An 18,382-nucleotide genomic window follows, 5' to 3' on the forward strand; every position below is an offset into this window, starting at 1 on the left:
GTTTGTATATTAGAATTCCGGCATCACTGATACGTGCAGATATCCGTGCATACTAGACGTATAAATTGTACAGGAGCACGATATCATGACTGCAAAACGTACCACACAAAGTGTGACCGTCACCGTCGACCGTGAGTTAGTCAATCGCGCTCGTGATGCAGGCTTAAATATGAGCGCCACCCTTACGGTTGCGCTCAATGCTGAACTTAAAAAACATGCAGCAACACGTTGGCGTGAAGAGAACGCAGAAGCTATCGCTGCGTTAAATCAATTGGCTGATGAAACCGGATGTTTCTCTGATGAGTACCGGAGCTTCTAGCGATGCAATTTACGGTATACCGCAGTCGCGGCAGGAACGCCGCGTTGCCCTTTGTTATCGATGTTACCAGCGACATTATTGGTGAGATTAATCGCCGTATCGTTATTCCATGAACACCTATTGAACGATTTAGCCATATTCGCCCACCAGAACGGCTTAACCCAATCCTTTTACTGGTATATGGCAAAGAATATGTGCTCATGACGCATGAGACTGCAACTGTTCCAGTTAACGCGCTGGGAACGAAATTTTGCGATGCCAGCGCGCACCGAACGTTGATTAAAGGAGCATTAGATTTTATGCTCGACGGGATTTAAGACGCGGCCGCCTCTCCCTCACCCATATCTTTATGCCGGTTCGACGGCTGGACAAAATACTGTTTATCTTCCCAGCGCAGGCAGGTTAATGTACCACCCCAGCAGCAGCCAGTATCCAGCGCGTAAATACCTTCCGGCGTACCTTTGCCTTCCAGCGATGCCCAGTGACCAAAGGCGATGCTGTATTCTTCAGCGACAGGGCCAGGAATCGCAAACCACGGTTTCAGTGGGGCAGGGGCCTCTTCCGGCGATTCTTTGCTGTACATATCCAGTTGACCGTTCGGGAAGCAAAAACGCATACGGGTAAAGGCGTTGGTGATAAACCGCAGTCTTCCCAGCCCCCGCAATTCCGGTGACCAGTTATTTGGCATATCGCCGTACATGGCATCAAGAAAGAAGGGATAGGAGTCACTCGACAGCACCGCTTCTACATCGCGCGCGCACTCTTTGGCGGTCTGCAGATCCCACTGCGGCGTGATCCCTGCGTGGGCCATCACCAGCTTTTTCTCTTCGTCGATTTGCAGCAAAGGCTGGCGACGCAGCCAGTTAAGCAGCTCGTCGGCGTCAGGCGCTTCCAGCAGCGGTGTCAGGCGATCTTTCGGTTTATTGCGGCTGATCCCGGCAAATACCGCCAGCAGATGCAGATCGTGATTGCCCAGCACCAGACGTACGCTGTCGCCTAAGGATTTCACATAGCGCAGAACATCCAGCGAACCTGGGCCGCGCGCAACCAGATCGCCTGTTAGCCAGAGGGTATCTTTCCCAGGGGTAAATTCTACTTTATGCAGCAATGCGATCAGTTCATCGTAACAACCATGAACGTCGCCAATAAGGTATGTCGCCATATTCTTTTAATGAATGAGTGTGGGAACGGCGAGTCGGAATACGGGAATGTCGATGCTGAAAGGGACGCCATTTTCATCGATCATTTCGTAGTGACCCTGCATGGTGCCCAGCGGGGTTTCAATGATTGCACCGCTGGTGTACTGGTACTCTTCGCCAGGCGCGATAAGTGGCTGAACGCCAACCACTCCTTCGCCCTGGACTTCGGTTTCACGGCCATTGCCATTGGTGATCAGCCAGTAACGCCCCAACAACTGAACTGGCGCTCGCCCCAGATTGCGTATGGTTACGGTATAAGCAAAAACGTAACGTTCATTATCAGGTGAAGATTGTGCCTCAATGTAGACGCTTTGAACCTGAATACACACTCGGGGCGAATTGATCATCGTTAACTCTCCTGCAAAGGCGCGTTCTCCGCCAGATAGTTCGCCATCTGGCAATATTGCGCGACAGAGATATTTTCCGCTCGCATCGCCGGGTCGATCCCCATTCCGGTTAACACCTCGACGCTAAACAGGTTGCCGAGGCTGTTACGAATGGTTTTACGACGCTGGTTAAAGGCTTCGGTGGTGATGCGGCTCAACACGCGAACATCTTTGACCGGGTGAGGCATCGTTGCATGAGGAACCAGGCGCACGACGGCGGAATCCACTTTGGGTGGTGGTGTAAAGGCTGACGGCGGAACTTCCAGCACCGGGATCACGTTGCAATAGTATTGCGCCATGACGCTTAATCGACCATACGCCTTGCTGTTCGGTCCTGCAACCAGACGATTCACCACCTCTTTTTGCAACATAAAGTGCATGTCGGCAATGGCATCAGTATAGCTAAACAGATGGAACATCAACGGCGTGGAGATGTTATAAGGCAGGTTGCCGAAAACACGCAGCGGCTGTCCCATTTTCGTAGCCAGTTCGCCAAAGTTAAAGGTCATCGCATCCTGCTGATAAATAGTCAGTTTCGGGCCTAAGAATGGATGCGTTTGCAGACGTGCCGCCAGATCGCGGTCAAGTTCGATGACCGTCAGCTGGTCCAGGCGTTCGCCGACCGGTTCGGTCAATGCCGCCAGACCGGGGCCGATTTCGACCATCGCCTGGCCCTTCTGCGGGTTAATGGCAGAAACAATGCTGTCGATCACGAACTGATCGTTAAGAAAGTTTTGCCCGAAGCGTTTACGGGCTAAGTGGCCCTGGTGGACTCGATTATTCATTGGGTGTTAACAATCATTTTGATGGCGAGATTAAGCGCCGTAATAAAACTGCCGACATCGGCTTTGCCACGTCCCGCCAGTTCAAGCGCGGTGCCGTGGTCCACTGATGTGCGAATAAAGGGCAGGCCCAGCGTAATGTTCACACCGCGCCCGAAGCCCTGGTATTTTAGCACGGGAAGACCCTGATCGTGGTACATCGCCAGCACGGCGTCGGCGTTATCGAGATATTTCGGCTGAAACAGGGTATCGGCAGGCAGCGGCCCGTTAAGTTTCATCCCCTGCCCCCGTAACTCGTCGAGCACCGGAATGATAGTGTCTATCTCTTCCGTACCCATATGACCGCCTTCGCCCGCGTGCGGATTCAGCCCGCAGACCAGAATGCGCGGTTCGGCAATACCAAATTTGGTCCGCAAATCGTGATGCAAAATAGCAATGACTTCGTGCAAAAGCGCAGGGGTGATGGCGTCCGCAATATCGCGCAGCGGTAAATGCGTCGTTGCCAGCGCCACGCGAAGTTCTTCGGTTGCCAGCATCATCACCACTTTTTTTGCCTGCGAGCGCTCTTCGAAAAACTCGGTATGACCGGTAAATGGAATGCCAGCGTCGTTAATGACGCCTTTATGCACGGGGCCTGTGATCAGCGCAGCAAATTCACCGTTCAGACAGCCATCACACGCTCGCGCCAGCGTCTCCACCACATAATGCCCATTTTCAACCGCTAACTGCCCCGCAGTGACAGATTCACGTAGCGCGACAGGAAGTAGCGTTAATGTGCCCGCAGTTTGCGGTTGTGCAGGGGAGTTGGGGGTATAAGGGCGGAGGGTGAGCGGCAAACCGAGCATCGCTGCCCGGTCGGTAAGAAGAGTGGCATCGGCACAAACAACCAGTTCGACCGGCCACTCACGCTGTGCAAGCTGGACAACTAAGTCCGGGCCAATCCCGGCGGGTTCGCCGGGAGTGATCACAACACGTTGGGTTTTAACCATTAGTTGCTCAGGATTTTAACGTAGGCGCTGGCACGTTGTTCCTGCATCCAGCTTGCTGCTTCTTCCGAGAACTTACGGTTCATCAGCATGCGGTATGCACGATCTTTCTGCGCAGCGTCGGTTTTATCGACATTACGGGTATCCAGCAGTTCGATTAAATGCCAGCCGAATGAAGAGTGAACCGGTGCACTCATTTGACCTTTGTTCAGGCGGGTCAGCGCATCACGGAAGGCTGGATCGAAAATATCTGGTGTAGCCCAGCCGAGATCGCCGCCCTGGTTAGCAGAGCCTGGATCCTGAGAAAACTCTTTCGCTGCAGCGGCAAAAGTCGTTTTACCACTCTTGATATCGGCAGCAATTTGCTCCAGTTTCACGCGGGCCTGTTCGTCGGTCATGATCGGCGACGGTTTCAGCAGAATATGGCGAGCATGAACTTCGGTCACCGAGATGTTTTTGCTTTCACCGCGCAGGTCGTTAACTTTCAGAATATGGAAGCCAACGCCGGAACGAATCGGGCCAACAATGTCGCCTTTCTTCGCGGTGCTTAATGCCTGGGCGAAGATCCCCGGCAGCTCCTGAATGCGACCCCAGCCCATCTGGCCGCCGTTCAGCGCCTGCTGGTCGGCAGAGTGAGCAATCGCCAGTTTACCGAAATCAGCGCCATTACGCGCCTGATCGACAATAGCGCGCGCCTGGCTTTCCGCTTCGTTCACCTGATCAGAGGTCGGGTTTTCTGGCAGCGGAATCAGGATGTGGCTCAGGTTCAGCTCAGTGCTGGCATCGTATTGGTTACCCACCTGCTGCGCCAGGGATTCGACTTCCTGCGGCAGGATAGTGATGCGACGACGCACTTCGTTGTTACGCACTTCAGAGATAATCATCTCTTTGCGGATCTGGTTACGATAGGTGTTGTAGTTCAGACCGTCGTAAGCCAGACGGCTGCGCATCTGATCCAGCGTCATGTTGTTTTGTTTAGCGATGTTAGCAATCGCCTGATCGAGCTGCTCATCGGAGATTTTCACTCCCATTTTCTGCCCCATCTGCAGGATGATTTGATCCATGATCAAACGTTCCATGATTTGGTGGCGCAGCGTCGCGTCATCAGGAAGTTGCTGTCTTGCCTGAGCAGCGTTCAGTTTTACCGACTGCATTAATCCATCAACGTCGCTTTCCAGCACGACGCCGTTATTGACGACGGCTGCGACTTTATCGACTACCTGGGGGGCAGCGAAACTGGTATTCGCGATCATGGCGATACCGAGAAGCAGCGTTTTCCAGTTCTTCATACTTTTTCCATTTCAATTAACCGCACTGCGGATTACGTGGTAAATCAACAAATCACAAAGTGTTTTGATACGGCAGAATGTTCGAACGCAGCATCTCTTGCGTACCCAGACCATAGTTGGAGCTCAGGCCGCGAAGTTCGATGTTAAAGCCGATTGCGTTGTCATATACCGCATGTTGTTTATCGTTATCCCAACCGTTCAGCTTCCGCTCGTAACCGACGCGAATCGCATAGCAGCAGGAGCTATATTGCACACCTAACATAGAGTCGGCTTGCTTGTTCGCATTGGTGTCGTAGTAGTAGGCCCCGACAATTGACCAACGATCGGCAATTGGCCAGCTGGCGACGGCACCTACCTGCGAAATACCATTCTTATATTGCTCAGCCGTGGAATAGTACTTAGGCAGCGTAGCCTGAATATATTCCGGGCTGGCGTAACGGTAATTCAGCTGTACCAGACGGTCTTCATCCCGACGGTATTCAATGCTGGAGTTACTGGTTGCTACGTTATCCAGACGTGTATCGTACTGAATCCCGCCACGTAATCCCCAACGCTCGGAGATACGCCAATAAGTATCGCCTGCCCACACCAGTGAGCCCGTTTTGTCGTCATTCTCCCATGTTATGTTGTCATCGCCAGTGCGAGACTCCGTGAAATAGTAGATTTGACCAACGGAAATATTAAAACGTTCAACGGCAGCATCATCATATATGCGAGATGTGACACCGGTCGTCACCTGGTTAGCGGAGGCAATACGGTCAAGACCGCCGTAAGTCCGGTCCCGGAACAGGCCAGAGTAGTCAGATTGCAGCAGAGACGAGTCGTAGTTATAGATGTCGCTCTGATCGCGATACGGCACGTACAAATACTGCGCGCGCGGTTCCAGCGTTTGGGTATAACCCGGTGCCAGCATTTCCATATCGCGTTCAAAGACCATTTTGCCGTCAACTTTGAATTGCGGCATTACGCGGTTAACGGATTCGTCCAGCTTGGTTGTGTTTCTGGAGTTATACCAGTCAAGATTAGTTTGCTGATAATGGGTTGCCAGCAACTTCGCTTCGGTATTGATGCTGCCCCAGTTATTAGAGAGCGGCAAATTGATGGTCGGTTCCAGGTGAACACGGGTTGCTTCAGGCATGTCGTCTCTGGTGTTAACAAAGTGTACTGCCTGGCCGTAAATGCGTGTATCAAACGGACCAACATCATTCTGGTAGTAGTTAACGTCTAACTGCGGTTCTGCCGAGTAGCTACTGGTGTTCTGTTCGCTGAAGACCTGGAACTGCTTGGTTGAAACGGTGGCATTGAAGTTTTGCACCGCATAGCCAACGCTGAATTTTTGCGTTGCGTAGCCGTCAGTACTGGAACCGTACTTGTTATCAAAATCATTGAAGTAGCTAGGATCGCTCACCTTGGTGTAGTCGACGTTGAAACGCCACACCTGATCCATAACCCCGGAGTGTTGCCAGTAGAACAACCAACGACGTGAACTGTCATCGTTCGGGTGTTCATCTTCATAGACTTTATCTGAAGGCAGATAGTCCAGTTCCATCAAGCCAGCGCCCGCCTGGGAGAGGTAGCGGAATTCGTTCTCCCACATGATATTGCCACGACGATGCATATAATGCGGCGTGATGGTGGCATCCATATTTGGCGCGATGTTCCAGTAATATGGAAGGTAGAACTCAAAGTAGTTGGTGGTGGTGTACTTGGCGTTCGGGATCAAGAAACCAGAGCGACGTTTGTCACCCACCGGCAACTGCAAATATGGGCTATAAAAGATCGGTACCGGACCCACCTTAAAGCGGGCGTTCCAGATTTCCGCAACTTGTTCTTCGCGGTCATGAATAATTTCGCTACCTACTACGCTCCAGGTGTCGGAACCCGGCAGACAGGAGGTAAAGCTACCGTTATCCAGAATGGTATAGCGGTTTTCACCACGTTGTTTCATCAGGTCCGCTTTACCGCGACCCTGGCGACCCACCATCTGGTAATCACCTTCCCAGACGTTGGTATCTTTGGTGTTCAGGTTCGCCCAGCCTTTCGGCCCTTTGAGGATGACCTGGTTATCGTCGTAATGGACATTACCGAGCGCATCAACGGTACGTACCGGCTCCGGTTGTCCTGGTGCCTCTTTTTGATGGAGCTGCACTTCGTCGGCCTGCAGACGGCTGTTACCCTGCATGATATCCACGCTGCCAGTAAACACGGCGTCATCCGGGTAGTCCCCTTTCGCGTGGTCAGCATTGATAGTCACGGGTAAGTCATTGGTATCGCCCTGTACCAGAGGACGGTCATAGCTTGGCACGCCCAACATGCACTGTGAGGCGAGGTCGGCTGCCAGTCCCTGTTGACTATAAAGGGCGGTGGCAATCATGGTGGCCAGGAGAGTGGGGATACGTTTTTTCATACGTTGATTTTATTGTTCCATCATCGGTAACGTTGCGCGTGACAAACGGTCAGAGACTAACGTACTCGTCATCTCTACGCTAGTGTTAATCCTGTCCGAATAGCGTCAGTGGTGTTAGGCACGGCATTGAATGACAGGTATGATAATGCAAATTATAGGCGATGTCCCACAATTGACCGCAGCCGGAAAACGGTAAAAGCACCTTTATATTGTGGGAGATAGCCCTGATATCCGTGTGTCGATTTGGGGAATATATGCAGTATTGGGGAAAAATCATTGGCGTGGCCGTGGCCTTACTGATGGGCGGCGGCTTTTGGGGCGTAGTGTTAGGCCTGTTAATTGGCCATATGTTTGATAAAGCCCGTAGCCGTAAAATGGCGTGGTTCGCCAACCAGCGTGAGCGTCAGGCGCTGTTTTTTGCCACCACTTTTGAAGTGATGGGGCATTTAACCAAATCCAAAGGTCGCGTCACGGAGGCTGATATTCATATCGCCAGCCAGTTGATGGACCGAATGAACCTTCATGGCGCTTCCCGTACTGCGGCGCAAAATGCGTTCCGGGTTGGAAAATCAGACAATTACCCACTGCGCGAAAAGATGCGCCAGTTTCGCAGTGTCTGCTTTGGTCGTTTTGACTTAATTCGTATGTTTCTGGAGATCCAGATTCAGGCAGCGTTTGCTGATGGTTCGCTGCATCCGAATGAACGGGCGGTGCTGTATGTCATTGCTGAAGAATTAGGGATCTCCCGTGCCCAGTTTGACCAGTTTTTGCGCATGATGCAGGGCGGTGCACAGTTTGGCGGCGGTTATCAGCAGCAATCTGGCAGTGGTAACTGGCAGCAAGCGCAGCGTGGCCCGACGCTGGAAGATGCCTGTAATGTGCTGGGTGTGAAGCCGACGGATGATGCGACCACCATTAAACGTGCCTATCGTAAGCTGATGAGCGAGCACCATCCCGATAAGCTGGTAGCAAAAGGTTTGCCGCCTGAGATGATGGAGATGGCGAAGCAAAAAGCGCAGGAAATTCAGCAGGCCTATGAGCTGATAAAGCAGCAGAAAGGGTTTAAATAACCCTGTAAATGATGCTGAGTAACTGCCCACGATTAAAGGTGGCCGCCCTGGCGGTCACTTCTTTGAGAAAAGGCGTTTACTCAGAATGGTGGACAGGCTCAATGCACGGTTTACGGGAGGGGTTCTGTTGGTTTTATCGCGTTGACCCTGCTTAAGGTTGAGAGCTTTACGACGAGCGGAATTATATTTTTACGTCTTAAAAATAAAAAACACATATCTGAATGAGCGATTTTTGAAAGTATATTTATTCAGAGCGCGCATCATGAGTTTTTAACTCAATGCGAGGCTATTACCATGAAAGTATCAGTTCCAGGCATGCCGGCAACACTTTTAAATATGAACAATAACGATATTTATAAGATGGTGAGCGGGGACAAGATGGACGTGAAGATGAATATCTTTCAACGCTTGTGGGAGACGTTACGTCATCTGTTCTGGTCAGATAAACAGACTGAGGCTTATAAACTTCTGTTCAATTTCGTGAATAAAAAGGCTGGCAACATCAACGCCTCAAAATACTTTACTGGGGCTGTCAACGAGAATGAGAAAGAAAAGTTTATCCATAGTCTGGAATTATTCAATGAACTCAAAACATGCGTAAAAAATCCGGATGAGATGGTCGCAAAGGGCAATATGCGCTGGGTCGCCGAGACCTTCGGTGATATCGAGTTAAGTGTCACTTTTTTTATTGAAAATAAGGAGATATGTACTCAGACGTTGCAGCTGCATAAAGGCCCAGGTAACTTGGGCGTTGATCTTAGAGAGGCTTACCTTCCCGGTGTTGACATGAGGGATTGTTACTTTGGTAAAAAAATAATGAAATATAGCAATGAAAACCTTTACATGAAACCTGGGTGGAATGCTAACCTGGACGGTGCTACCCTGGACGGTGCTATCCTGGACGGTGCTACCGTGGACGGTGCTACCCGCCTATATGCTGAGGTAATTATTATTAATAAAATTACCACCAAAAAAATTGCTACTGAAGAAATTACCACTAAACAAAGTACTGCTGAAAAATTATTGCCAACGCAATTATTGAATGATCCAGAATAAGCTAAGGTTGAAGGGGCTGGAACGCCCCTTCAACCTTAGCAGTAGCGTGGGATGATTTCACAATTAGAAAGATCTGCATGATGAGCTAGAGAAGATGCTGGTGATGCAAGGCGTCGTGCACGACGCGGATCACCGAGATGGGCATCGCCAACCAGACTGCTAATTAGCCCATGAATAACAATCAGAAAGGACCATAACAGACCCGATAAAATGAAATAATAGAGACGATCAACGGGTGAAGAAAAAGTTCAAAAATTCGCTGTGGAGCAGGAAGGGAATTACCGAATGGAAAGCGTAGCCACACGCAACAACTGAAAGCAGTTTGGCAGAAACAAAAAATCCCCGGACTCGGGGATTTATGTACAAGAGGCAGCCCTTAGGATGAGGGTATAAACGTACAGAAAAGGATTAAAAATCCGCTGGCGCCTTAAACGTCATACTATTGCCATACGCCGGATGGGTAATCGTCAGCATCTCGGCATGCAGCAACAAACGCGGTGCCATAGCTCTCGCTTCTGGTGATGCATAAAAACGATCGCCGAGAATCGGATGGCCCAGCGCCAGCATATGCACACGCAGCTGATGCGAACGCCCGGTAATCGGTTTTAACACCACTCTTGCCGTGTTATCCGCTGCATACTCCACCACTTCATATTCCGTCTGCGCAGGTTTACCCGTTTCGTAACAGACTTTCTGTTTCGGGCGGTTTGGCCAGTCGCAAATCAGCGGCAGATCGACCAGACCTTCCGCTGGGGATGGATGCCCCCAGACGCGGGCCACATACTGCTTTTTCGGCTCGCGCTCGCGGAACTGGCGTTTTAACTCCCGCTCCGCGGCTTTGGTCAGCGCCACTACAATCACGCCACTGGTAGCCATATCCAGACGATGCACCGATTCCGCCTGCGGATAATCACGCTGAATGCGTGTCATCACGCTGTCTTTGTGCTCTTCCAGACGACCCGGCACAGACAACAAACCGCTCGGCTTGTTGACCACCATAATGTGGTCATCCTGATACAGGATAACCAGCCAGGGCTCCTGCGGCGGATTGTAGTTTTCCATCCCCATTTTCGGCTCCGTTACTGATGCGTCACAACGATCAAACGCAGGGCATCCAGACGCCAGCCTGCCTGATCCAGGCTTTCCATTACCTGCTGACGGTTGCTCTCAATGGCGGTCAGTTCATCGTCACGAATGTTCGGGTTCACTGCGCGCAGCGCTTCCAGACGAGACAGCTCGGCAGACAGTTTTTCGTCGGCTTCGTTACGTGCTGCATCAATCAATGCACGGGCAGATTTCTCGATCTGCGCTTCACCCAACTGAAGGATAGCGTGAACATCCTGCTGCACGGCATTAACCAGCTTGCTGCCAGTGTGGCGGTTAACCGCGTTAAGCTGACGGTTAAAGGTTTCAAACTCCACCTGCGCCGCCAGGTTGTTGCCATTTTTATCCAGCAGCATACGTACCGGCGTCGGCGGCAGGAAGCGGTTGAGCTGCAACTGCTTCGGAGCCTGGGCTTCAACGACATAAATCAATTCCACCAACAGCGTACCTACCGGCAACGCTTTGTTTTTCAACAGTGAAATCGTGCTGCTACCGGTATCGCCAGAGAGGATCAGATCCAGACCGTTGCGGATCAGCGGATGCTCCCAGGTAATAAACTGCGCATCTTCACGCGCCAGCGCTACCTCACGGTCGAAGGTGATGGTGATGCCATCTTCCGACAGGCCCGGGAAGTCCGGCACCAGCATATGATCGGACGGCGTCAGCACGATCATGTTGTCGCCGCGATCGTCCTGATTGATACCGATAATATCGAACAGGTTCATGGCGAAGGCGATCAGGTTGGTATCGTCATCCTGCTCTTCAATGCTTTCAGCTAATGCCTGCGCTTTTTCGCCACCGTTGGAGTGGATCTCCAGCAGGCGGTCACGGCCCTGTTCCAGTTGTGCTTTCAGCGCTTCGTGCTGCTCGCGGCAGTTTTTGATCAGATCATCAAAGCCTTCGGTCTCATCCGGCGAGGCCAGATAGTTAATCAAATCGTTGTATACGCTATCGTAGATAGTGCGTCCGGTCGGGCAGGTGTGCTCGAATGCATCCAGACCTTCGTGATACCAGCGCACCAGCACCGACTGAGCGGTTTTCTCCAGATAAGGCACATGGATCTGAATATCGTGCGCCTGGCCGATACGATCCAGACGACCAATACGCTGCTCCAGCAGATCCGGGTTGAACGGCAGATCGAACATTACCATGTGGCTGGCGAACTGGAAGTTACGCCCTTCAGAACCAATTTCCGAACACAGCAGCACCTGCGCGCCGGTGTCTTCTTCGGCAAACCATGCCGCAGCGCGGTCACGCTCAATAATCGACATGCCTTCGTGGAACACCGCAGCGCGGATACCTTCACGCTCACGCAGTACCTGCTCCAGTTGCAGCGCGGTAGCGGCTTTAGCGCAGATCACCAGCACTTTCTGAGAGCGATGGCTGGTCAGGTAACCCATCAGCCACTCAACGCGCGGGTCGAAGTTCCACCAGGTGGCGTTATCGCCTTCAAATTCCTGATAAATACGCTCCGGGTAGAGCATATCGCGAGCGCGGTCTTCGGCACTTTTACGTGCGCCCATAATGCCGGACACTTTAATAGCCGTCTGATACTGCGTCGGCAGCGGCAGTTTAATAGTGTGTAGCTCGCGTTTCGGGAAGCCTTTAACGCCGTTACGCGTGTTACGGAACAGCACGCGGCTGGTGCCGTGGCGATCCATCAGCATCGAAACCAGTTCCTGACGGGCGCTCTGGGCATCTTCGCTGTCGCTGTTTGCCGCCTGCAGTAACGGCTCAATATCCTGCTCGCCGATCATCTCACCGAGCATGTTCAGTTCATCATTGCTCAGTTTGTTACCTGCCAGCAGCATGGCAACGGCATCTGCTACTGGACGATAATTTTTCTGCTCTTCAACGAACTGCGCGAAATCGTGGAAACGGTTCGGGTCCAGCAGGCGCAGACGGGCGAAGTGGCTTTCCATCCCCAGTTGTTCCGGGGTCGCAGTCAGCAGCAGAACGCCGGACACATGCTCTGCCAGTTGTTCAATGGCCTGATATTCACGGCTCGGCGCATCTTCGCTCCACACCAGGTGATGCGCTTCATCGACCACCAGCAGGTCCCATTCGGCTTCACAGAGATGTTCCAGACGCTGTTTGCTACGACGGGCAAAATCCAGCGAACAAATCACCAGCTGTTCGGTGTCGAACGGGTTGTAGGCATCGTGCTGGGCTTCGGCGTAACGCTCGTCATCAAACAGGGCAAAACGCAGGTTGAAACGGCGCAGCATTTCTACCAGCCACTGATGCTGTAAGGTTTCCGGGACGATAATCAGTACACGTTCAGCAGCGCCAGAGAGCAACTGCTGATGCAGGATCATCCCGGCTTCAATGGTTTTCCCTAAACCCACTTCGTCAGCCAGCAGGACGCGCGGCGCATGGCGGCGACCAACATCATGAGCGATGTTGAGCTGATGCGGGATCAGACTGGTACGCTGACCGCGCAGGCCGCTGTACGGCATACGGAACTGTTCGCTGGAATATTTACGTGCACGATAACGCAGCGCAAAGCGGTCCATACGGTCAATCTGCCCGGCAAACAGACGGTCCTGCGGTTTGCTGAACACCAGTTTGCTATCAAGGAAAACTTCACGCAGGGCTACGCCGGACTCTTCAGTATCCAGGCGAGTACCGATATAGGTCAGCAAGCTATTTTCTTCTTTTACTTCTTCGACTTGCATCTGCCAGCCGTCATGGCTGGTAATGGTATCACCAGGGTTGAACATCACGCGGGTCACGGGGGAATCACTGCGTGCGTACAGACGGTTTTCACCAGTAGATGGGAAAAGTAAAGTGACAGTTCGCGCATCCACCGCGACAACGGTTCCAAGTCCCAATTCGCTTTCTGTATCGCTGATCCAGCGTTGACCAAGTGTAAAAGGCATATGTGTTCGGCTCTATATCTTTAATTGCAGGCAATAACCACCCGCTACCGTGCTTATGAGGTAGTGGTGTTATTCAGGTCCAGGAATGGAAAGGGCGCTATGGTACTGGATGGCAAAGCATTCGTCACGCATCAAAATGGTATCTGGCGAACTCTTTTTTTGCTCAAAATAGCCCAAGTTGCCCGGTCATAAGTGTAGCAAAATTATCCTCAATAAAAGGGAGTATTCCCTCCGCCACGGGTTGTAGCTGGCGGGTCAGATAGTGTTCGTAATCCAGCGGTGAACGTTGGTAGTCCAGCGGCTCCGGGCCGTTGGTGGTCCATACGTACTTAATGGTGCCGCGGTTCTGATATTGCAAGGGGCGACCGCGCTTTTGGTTTTCTTCATCGGCAAGGCGAGCGGCGCGTACATGAGGCGGAACATTACGCTGATATTCGCTCAGCGGACGGCGAAGGCGTTTACGGTAAACCAGCCGCGCATCCAGTTCACCCGCCATCAGTTTGTCGATGGTTTCGCGGACGTACTCCTGATATGGCTCGTTGCGGAAGATACGCAGGTAAAGCTCCTGCTGAAACTGCTGGGCCAGCGGCGTCCAGTCGGTGCGCACGGTTTCCAGCCCTTTAAACACTATCCGCTGCTTATCGCCCTCCTGAATCAGCCCGGCATACCGTTTTTTACTGCCGGTATCGGCTCCGCGAATGGTTGGCATCAGAAAACGGCAGAAATGGGTTTCATACTCCAGTTCTAATGCGCTAGTCAGCCGTTGCTGTTGCAACGTTTCTGCCCACCAGGCGTTAACGTGCTGCACCAGTGCACGACCGATTTTCGCCGCTTCTTCTTCGGAGTGCGCGCCTTTCAGCCAGACAAACGTTGAGTCAGTATCGCCGTAGATTACGTCATAGCCCTGCGCTTCAATCAACGCTTTGGTTTGCCGCATGATCTGATGACCACGCATGGTGATTGACGACGCCAGGCGGGGATCGAAGAAGCGACAGGCGGTAGTCCCGAGCACGCCATAAAAGGCATTCATGATGATCTTCAGCGCCTGCGACAGTGGCTTATTGCCCTGGCGTTTGGCTTCATCGCGCCCGTGCCAGATGTTAGTCACAATCTCCGGCAGGCAATGTTTCTCCCGCGAGAACCAGGCATCGAGAAAGCCTTCGGTGCTGTGCTCTGGATCAGGCTGCGCCATGCCTTCCACCAGCCCGACGGGATCAATCAGATAGGTGCGGATGATCGACGGGTACAGGCTTTTATAGTCCAGCACCAGCACCGAATCATACAGACCAGGCCGCGAATCCATCACATAGCCGCCAGGGCTGGCGTGCGGCGGCACTTCGCCGAGATTAGGCGCGACATAACCAGCACGATGCATTCGCGGAAAATAGAGATGACCAAACGCCGCCACCGATCCCCCGTGCCGATCTACTGGGAGGCCGTTCACCGTCGCCCGTTCGAGTAGAAACGGCATGATTTCAGTTTTGTGGAAGATCTGCGTCACCAGCTCGCAATCTTTCAGGTTATAAGTCGCCAGCGCAGGTTTATCTTCGGCGAAACGGCGGTCAATTTCGTCCATCCGATCCCACGGGTTATCGATAGATTTTCCTTCGCCTAATAACTCCTGAGCGACGGTTTCCAGCGAGAATGAAGAGAAATTCCAGAATGCAGATTTCAGCGCCTCAATACCGTCGATAATTAGCCGACCTTTAGCCTGGGCAAAAAACACACCGTTTTTAAAGCCATGCTCGCGCCACTCCAGCTCACTGTTATCGCGCCCCAGACGCAGTGGAATACGGTAGCGCTCGGCATGTTTTTGCAGCATTCGCAGATCGAACTGCACCACGTTCCAGCCGATGATCACATCAGGATCGTGGTTAGCAAACCAGGCGTTGAGTTTTTCCAGCAGCTGCGGACGACTGGCGACGTACTCCAGTTCGAAATCAAGCGCGGAGGCATCGCCATTCTTCGGCCCCAGCATATAAACGATGCGCTGCCCGCAGCCTTCCAGACCGATGCAGTACAGTTCACCGTGGCGGGTGGTTTCAATATCAATAGAAACCCACTTGAGCGGCGGGCGGTAGTCGGGATGCGGTTTCAGACGGGCATTAACGATAGCGCCATTGCGCATATCACCCTCGACCCACACCGGAGAGGTGATAAACCGCTCCATCAGATAGCGTTCTGGCGGGCGCACATCGGCCTCGTAGACGGTAACGCCACCTTCACGCAGGCGCTTTTCGTAATTCATTAACTGGCGATGGGCGCGACAGTAAAGGCCATACACCGGCTGGCGGTGAAAATCTTTTAACGCCAGCGGCGTCAAGCGAAAGCCTTGTTCACCCTGCAAAATATGCTGAGCGCGGGGAACCTGATCGGCGGGAATAAACGCCACGGACTCTTGCGGTGCAAGCATAACCTGTAACGGCCCGTTGTCCGTCGCTAACCAGAAAGAGACCTCTGTCCCTTGCGGGGTGTCCCGCCAGTGTCGGGTTAAGATAAAACCTGCCTGCGCCACGCTGAAATTCCATCAAAAAACCAGGCTTGAGTATAGCCTGGTTTTGGTTGACTGGCTGTGGTTTTATACAGTCATCACTGCCCGTAATATGCCTTCGCACCATGTTTACGCAGATAGTGCTTATCCAGCAATGTTTGCTGCATATCCGGTAACTGCGGAGCAAGCTGGCGGCAGAAAATCCCCATATAAGCGACTTCTTCCAGTACGATGGCGTTGTGCACCGCATCTTCGGCATTTTTGCCCCATGCAAACGGGCCGTGAGAATGGACCAGAACGCCGGGCATTTGTGCTGCGTCGATCCCCTGTTTTTCGAAGGTTTCAACGATGACGTTACCGGTTTCCCACTCATATTCGCCGTTGATTTCTGCGTCGGTCATTTTGCGGGTGCAGGGAATGGTGCCGTAGAAATAGTCGGCGTGGGTGGTGCCGGTTGCCGGAATTGACTGGCCCGCCTGCGCCCAGATGGTGGCGTGGCGGGAGTGCGTATGCACAATGCCGCCAATGGACGGGAATGCCTGATAGAGCAGCCGGTGAGTTGGCGTGTCGGAGGAGGGCTTTTTCGTACCTTCAACCACTTCACCGGTTTCGATGCTGACCACGACCATATCGTCAGCGGTCATAACGTTGTAATCGACGCCGGAAGGTTTGATCACCAGGACGCCGCGCTCGCGATCAACGGCGCTGACGTTGCCCCAGGTCAGCGTGACCAGGTTGTGTTTTGGCAGCGCCAGGTTGGCTTCTAAAACCTGACGTTTGAGATCTTCTAACATGTTGACTCCTTCGTGCCGGATGCGCTTTGCTTATCCGGCCTACAAAATCACAGCGCGTAGGCCTGATAAGACGCGTCAGCGTCGCATCAGGCGTTACATACCTGATGCAGCTACTTAGCGACGAAATCCGTAATACACTTCGTTCCAGCGCAGCGCGTCTTTAAACGCTGGCAGGCGGGTGTCGTTATCAATCACCGTGATTTCAATGTCGTGCATCTCGGCAAACTGGCGCATATCGTTGAGGTTCAACGCATGGCTGAAGACGGTGTGGTGCGCGCCACCAGCAAGGATCCACGCTTCGGAAGCGGTTGGTAGATCCGGCTGCGCTTTCCACAGCGCATTCGCCACCGGCAGTTTCGGCAGGGTGTGCGGCGTTTTCACCGTGTCGATGCAGTTAACCAGCAGACGGTAACGATCGCCGAGATCAATCAGGCTGGCGACAATGGCCGGACCGGTTTGGGTGTTGAAGATTAGGCGGGCCGGGTCGTCTTTACCACCAATACCGAGGTGCTGAACGTCGAGGATCGGTTTCTCTTCTGCGGCGATCGACGGGCAGACTTCCAGCATGTGGGAGCCGAGCACCAGGTCATTACCTTTCTCGAAGTGGTAGGTATAGTCCTCCATAAAAGAGGTGCCGCCCTGCAGACCGGTTGACATCACCTTCATGATGCGAAGCAGGGCGGCAGTTTTCCAGTCGCCTTCGCCCGCAAAGCCGTAGCCCTGCTGCATCAGACGCTGCACGGCCAGGCCTGGAAGCTGCTTCAGACCGTGCAAATCTTCAAAGGTGGTGGTGAACGCATGGAAGCCACCTTGTTCCAGGAAACGCTTCATCCCCAGCTCAATACGCGCCGCTTCCAGCACGTTCTGTCGTTTTTCGCCGTGGATTTGTGTCGCAGGCGTCATGGTGTAGCAGCTTTCGTACTCATCGACCAGCGCGTTAACATCGCCATCGCTGATAGAGTTCACTACCTGCACCAGATCGCCAACCGCCCAGGTATTGACGGAGAAACCGAACTTGATCTGTGCGGCAACTTTATCGCCATCGGTGACCGCCACTTCACGCATGTTATCGCCAAAACGGCAGACTTTCAGATGACGGGTATCCTGTTTAGATACCGCCTGACGCATCCATGAGCCGATACGCTCATGTGCCTGTTTATCCTGCCAGTGACCGGTAACGACAGCATGTTGCTGACGCATACGCGCGCCAATAAAGCCGAACTCGCGACCGCCATGTGCAGTCTGGTTCAGGTTCATAAAGTCCATATCGATGCTATCCCACGGCAGCGCCGCGTTGAACTGGGTGTGGAATTGCAGCAACGGTTTGTTGAGCATGGTCAGGCCGTTAATCCACATTTTGGCTGGAGAGAAGGTGTGCAGCCATACCACCAGACCTGCACAACGATCGTCGTAATTCGCGTCGCGGCAAATAGCGGTGATTTCATCCGGCGTGGTGCCCAGCGGTTTCAGCACCAGTTTGCAGGGCAGTTTCGCTTCCGTATTCAGCGCATTAACGACGTGCTCGGCATGTTGGGTGACCTGACGCAGGGTTTCCGGGCCATACAGATGCTGGCTGCCAATTACAAACCACACTTCATAATTATCAAAAATCGTCAT

14 protein-coding genes and 2 pseudogenes are annotated in these 18,382 nt (G+C 52.8%); 4 read left to right on the forward strand and 12 right to left on the reverse strand.

The features are described from left to right. The first annotated feature begins 85 nt into the window (after positions 1-85). Together QUE74_RS00265 and QUE74_RS00270 are read left to right on the forward strand one after the other, a co-directional pair. Positions 86-319 carry a type II toxin-antitoxin system CcdA family antitoxin gene (locus QUE74_RS00265; protein WP_000125566.1) on the forward strand — a complete coding sequence of 78 codons (234 nt, stop codon included), beginning with the start codon at positions 86-88 and terminating at the stop codon, positions 317-319. Positions 320-321: 2 nt separating this feature from the next. Beyond that, a pseudogene (locus QUE74_RS00270) lies at positions 322-636 on the forward strand (CcdB family protein). Here QUE74_RS00270 and apaH read toward each other — a convergent pair. The 6 genes from apaH to lptD are packed head-to-tail and all read right to left on the reverse strand — an operon-like array spanning position 633 to position 7,368. Then, positions 633-1,481, reverse strand: coding sequence for a bis(5'-nucleosyl)-tetraphosphatase (symmetrical) ApaH (gene apaH, locus QUE74_RS00275; protein WP_000257195.1), 849 nt, complete (start codon positions 1,479-1,481; stop codon positions 633-635). The pseudogene QUE74_RS00270 and the gene apaH overlap by 4 nt on opposite strands. Before the next feature lie 6 nt (positions 1,482-1,487). Further along, entirely contained in the window at positions 1,488-1,865 is a 378-nt protein-coding gene (gene apaG, locus QUE74_RS00280; protein ID WP_000610901.1) for a Co2+/Mg2+ efflux facilitator ApaG/CorD, read from the reverse strand. A 2-nt stretch (positions 1,866-1,867) separates the two neighbouring features. Next, positions 1,868-2,689 (reverse strand): 16S rRNA (adenine(1518)-N(6)/adenine(1519)-N(6))-dimethyltransferase RsmA, encoded by an 822-nt coding sequence (rsmA, locus tag QUE74_RS00285; RefSeq protein ID WP_001065391.1) that lies wholly within the window; start codon positions 2,687-2,689, stop codon positions 1,868-1,870. Next, a complete protein-coding gene (gene pdxA / locus QUE74_RS00290) occupies positions 2,686-3,675 on the reverse strand; it encodes a 4-hydroxythreonine-4-phosphate dehydrogenase PdxA (RefSeq protein WP_000241268.1) in 990 nt (329 codons plus the stop codon). Before pdxA ends, rsmA begins: the two co-directional genes overlap by 4 nt. After that, positions 3,675-4,961, reverse strand: coding sequence for a peptidylprolyl isomerase SurA (surA, locus tag QUE74_RS00295; protein WP_000800469.1), 1,287 nt, complete (start codon positions 4,959-4,961; stop codon positions 3,675-3,677). Before surA ends, pdxA begins: the two co-directional genes overlap by 1 nt. A gap of 52 nt (positions 4,962-5,013) precedes the next feature. Further along, positions 5,014-7,368 carry an LPS assembly protein LptD gene (lptD, locus tag QUE74_RS00300; RefSeq protein WP_000746156.1) on the reverse strand — a complete coding sequence of 785 codons (2,355 nt, stop codon included), beginning with the start codon at positions 7,366-7,368 and terminating at the stop codon, positions 5,014-5,016. A 254-nt stretch (positions 7,369-7,622) separates the two neighbouring features. On the opposite strand from lptD, the gene djlA reads away from it, so the two are divergent. Then, a complete protein-coding gene (djlA, locus tag QUE74_RS00305; protein ID WP_001200577.1) occupies positions 7,623-8,438 on the forward strand; it encodes a co-chaperone DjlA in 816 nt (271 codons plus the stop codon). Between the two features lie 294 nt (positions 8,439-8,732). Beyond that, the gene (espY1, locus tag QUE74_RS00310) at positions 8,733-9,494 is read left to right on the forward strand and encodes a T3SS effector EspY1 (protein WP_000868890.1); all 762 of its coding nucleotides are present in this window, start codon (positions 8,733-8,735) and stop codon (positions 9,492-9,494) included. Between the two features lie 16 nt (positions 9,495-9,510). Here the strand turns inward: espY1 and QUE74_RS00315 are convergent. The 6 genes and pseudogenes from QUE74_RS00315 to araA form a co-directional block, all read right to left on the reverse strand. Continuing rightward, positions 9,511-9,689: pseudogene (locus QUE74_RS00315) on the reverse strand (transposase DNA-binding-containing protein); the annotation flags it as partial. A gap of 213 nt (positions 9,690-9,902) precedes the next feature. Further along, positions 9,903-10,562: a bifunctional tRNA pseudouridine(32) synthase/23S rRNA pseudouridine(746) synthase RluA gene (gene rluA / locus QUE74_RS00320; RefSeq protein ID WP_000525176.1), complete on the reverse strand. Its 660-nt coding sequence runs from the start codon at positions 10,560-10,562 to the stop codon at positions 9,903-9,905. 11 nt (positions 10,563-10,573) lie between these two features. Then, on the reverse strand, positions 10,574-13,480 hold the full coding sequence (gene rapA / locus QUE74_RS00325) for an RNA polymerase-associated protein RapA (protein ID WP_001117040.1): 2,907 nt from the start codon (positions 13,478-13,480) through the stop codon (positions 10,574-10,576). A 163-nt stretch (positions 13,481-13,643) separates the two neighbouring features. Further along, a complete protein-coding gene (gene polB / locus QUE74_RS00330; RefSeq protein ID WP_000035609.1) occupies positions 13,644-15,995 on the reverse strand; it encodes a DNA polymerase II in 2,352 nt (783 codons plus the stop codon). Between the two features lie 74 nt (positions 15,996-16,069). Then, positions 16,070-16,765, reverse strand: coding sequence for an L-ribulose-5-phosphate 4-epimerase (araD, locus tag QUE74_RS00335; RefSeq protein WP_000888679.1), 696 nt, complete (start codon positions 16,763-16,765; stop codon positions 16,070-16,072). Positions 16,766-16,879: 114 nt separating this feature from the next. Beyond that, on the reverse strand, positions 16,880-18,382 hold the full coding sequence (gene araA, locus QUE74_RS00340; protein WP_000151727.1) for an L-arabinose isomerase: 1,503 nt from the start codon (positions 18,380-18,382) through the stop codon (positions 16,880-16,882).

Source organism: Escherichia sp. 10290 (genome assembly GCF_030295155.1).
GTDB lineage: Bacteria > Pseudomonadota > Gammaproteobacteria > Enterobacterales > Enterobacteriaceae > Escherichia > Escherichia coli_F.

Bases quoted from the DNA above. Each gene is read 5' to 3' on its own strand.
- pdxA (WP_000241268.1), bottom strand. From the start codon at position 3,675: ATGGTTAAAACCCAACGTGTTGTGATCACTCCCGGCGAACCCGCCGGG.
- araD (WP_000888679.1), bottom strand. From the start codon at position 16,765: ATGTTAGAAGATCTCAAACGTCAGGTTTTAGAAGCCAACCTGGCGCTG.
- djlA (WP_001200577.1), top strand. From the start codon at position 7,623: ATGCAGTATTGGGGAAAAATCATTGGCGTGGCCGTGGCCTTACTGATG.
- surA (WP_000800469.1), bottom strand. From the start codon at position 4,961: ATGAAGAACTGGAAAACGCTGCTTCTCGGTATCGCCATGATCGCGAAT.
- QUE74_RS00265 (WP_000125566.1), top strand. From the start codon at position 86: ATGACTGCAAAACGTACCACACAAAGTGTGACCGTCACCGTCGACCGT.
- apaH (WP_000257195.1), bottom strand. From the start codon at position 1,481: ATGGCGACATACCTTATTGGCGACGTTCATGGTTGTTACGATGAACTG.
- rluA (WP_000525176.1), bottom strand. From the start codon at position 10,562: ATGGGGATGGAAAACTACAATCCGCCGCAGGAGCCCTGGCTGGTTATC.
- espY1 (WP_000868890.1), top strand. From the start codon at position 8,733: ATGAAAGTATCAGTTCCAGGCATGCCGGCAACACTTTTAAATATGAAC.
- araA (WP_000151727.1), bottom strand. From the start codon at position 18,382: ATGACGATTTTTGATAATTATGAAGTGTGGTTTGTAATTGGCAGCCAG.
- apaG (WP_000610901.1), bottom strand. From the start codon at position 1,865: ATGATCAATTCGCCCCGAGTGTGTATTCAGGTTCAAAGCGTCTACATT.
- rapA (WP_001117040.1), bottom strand. From the start codon at position 13,480: ATGCCTTTTACACTTGGTCAACGCTGGATCAGCGATACAGAAAGCGAA.
- rsmA (WP_001065391.1), bottom strand. From the start codon at position 2,689: ATGAATAATCGAGTCCACCAGGGCCACTTAGCCCGTAAACGCTTCGGG.
- lptD (WP_000746156.1), bottom strand. From the start codon at position 7,368: ATGAAAAAACGTATCCCCACTCTCCTGGCCACCATGATTGCCACCGCC.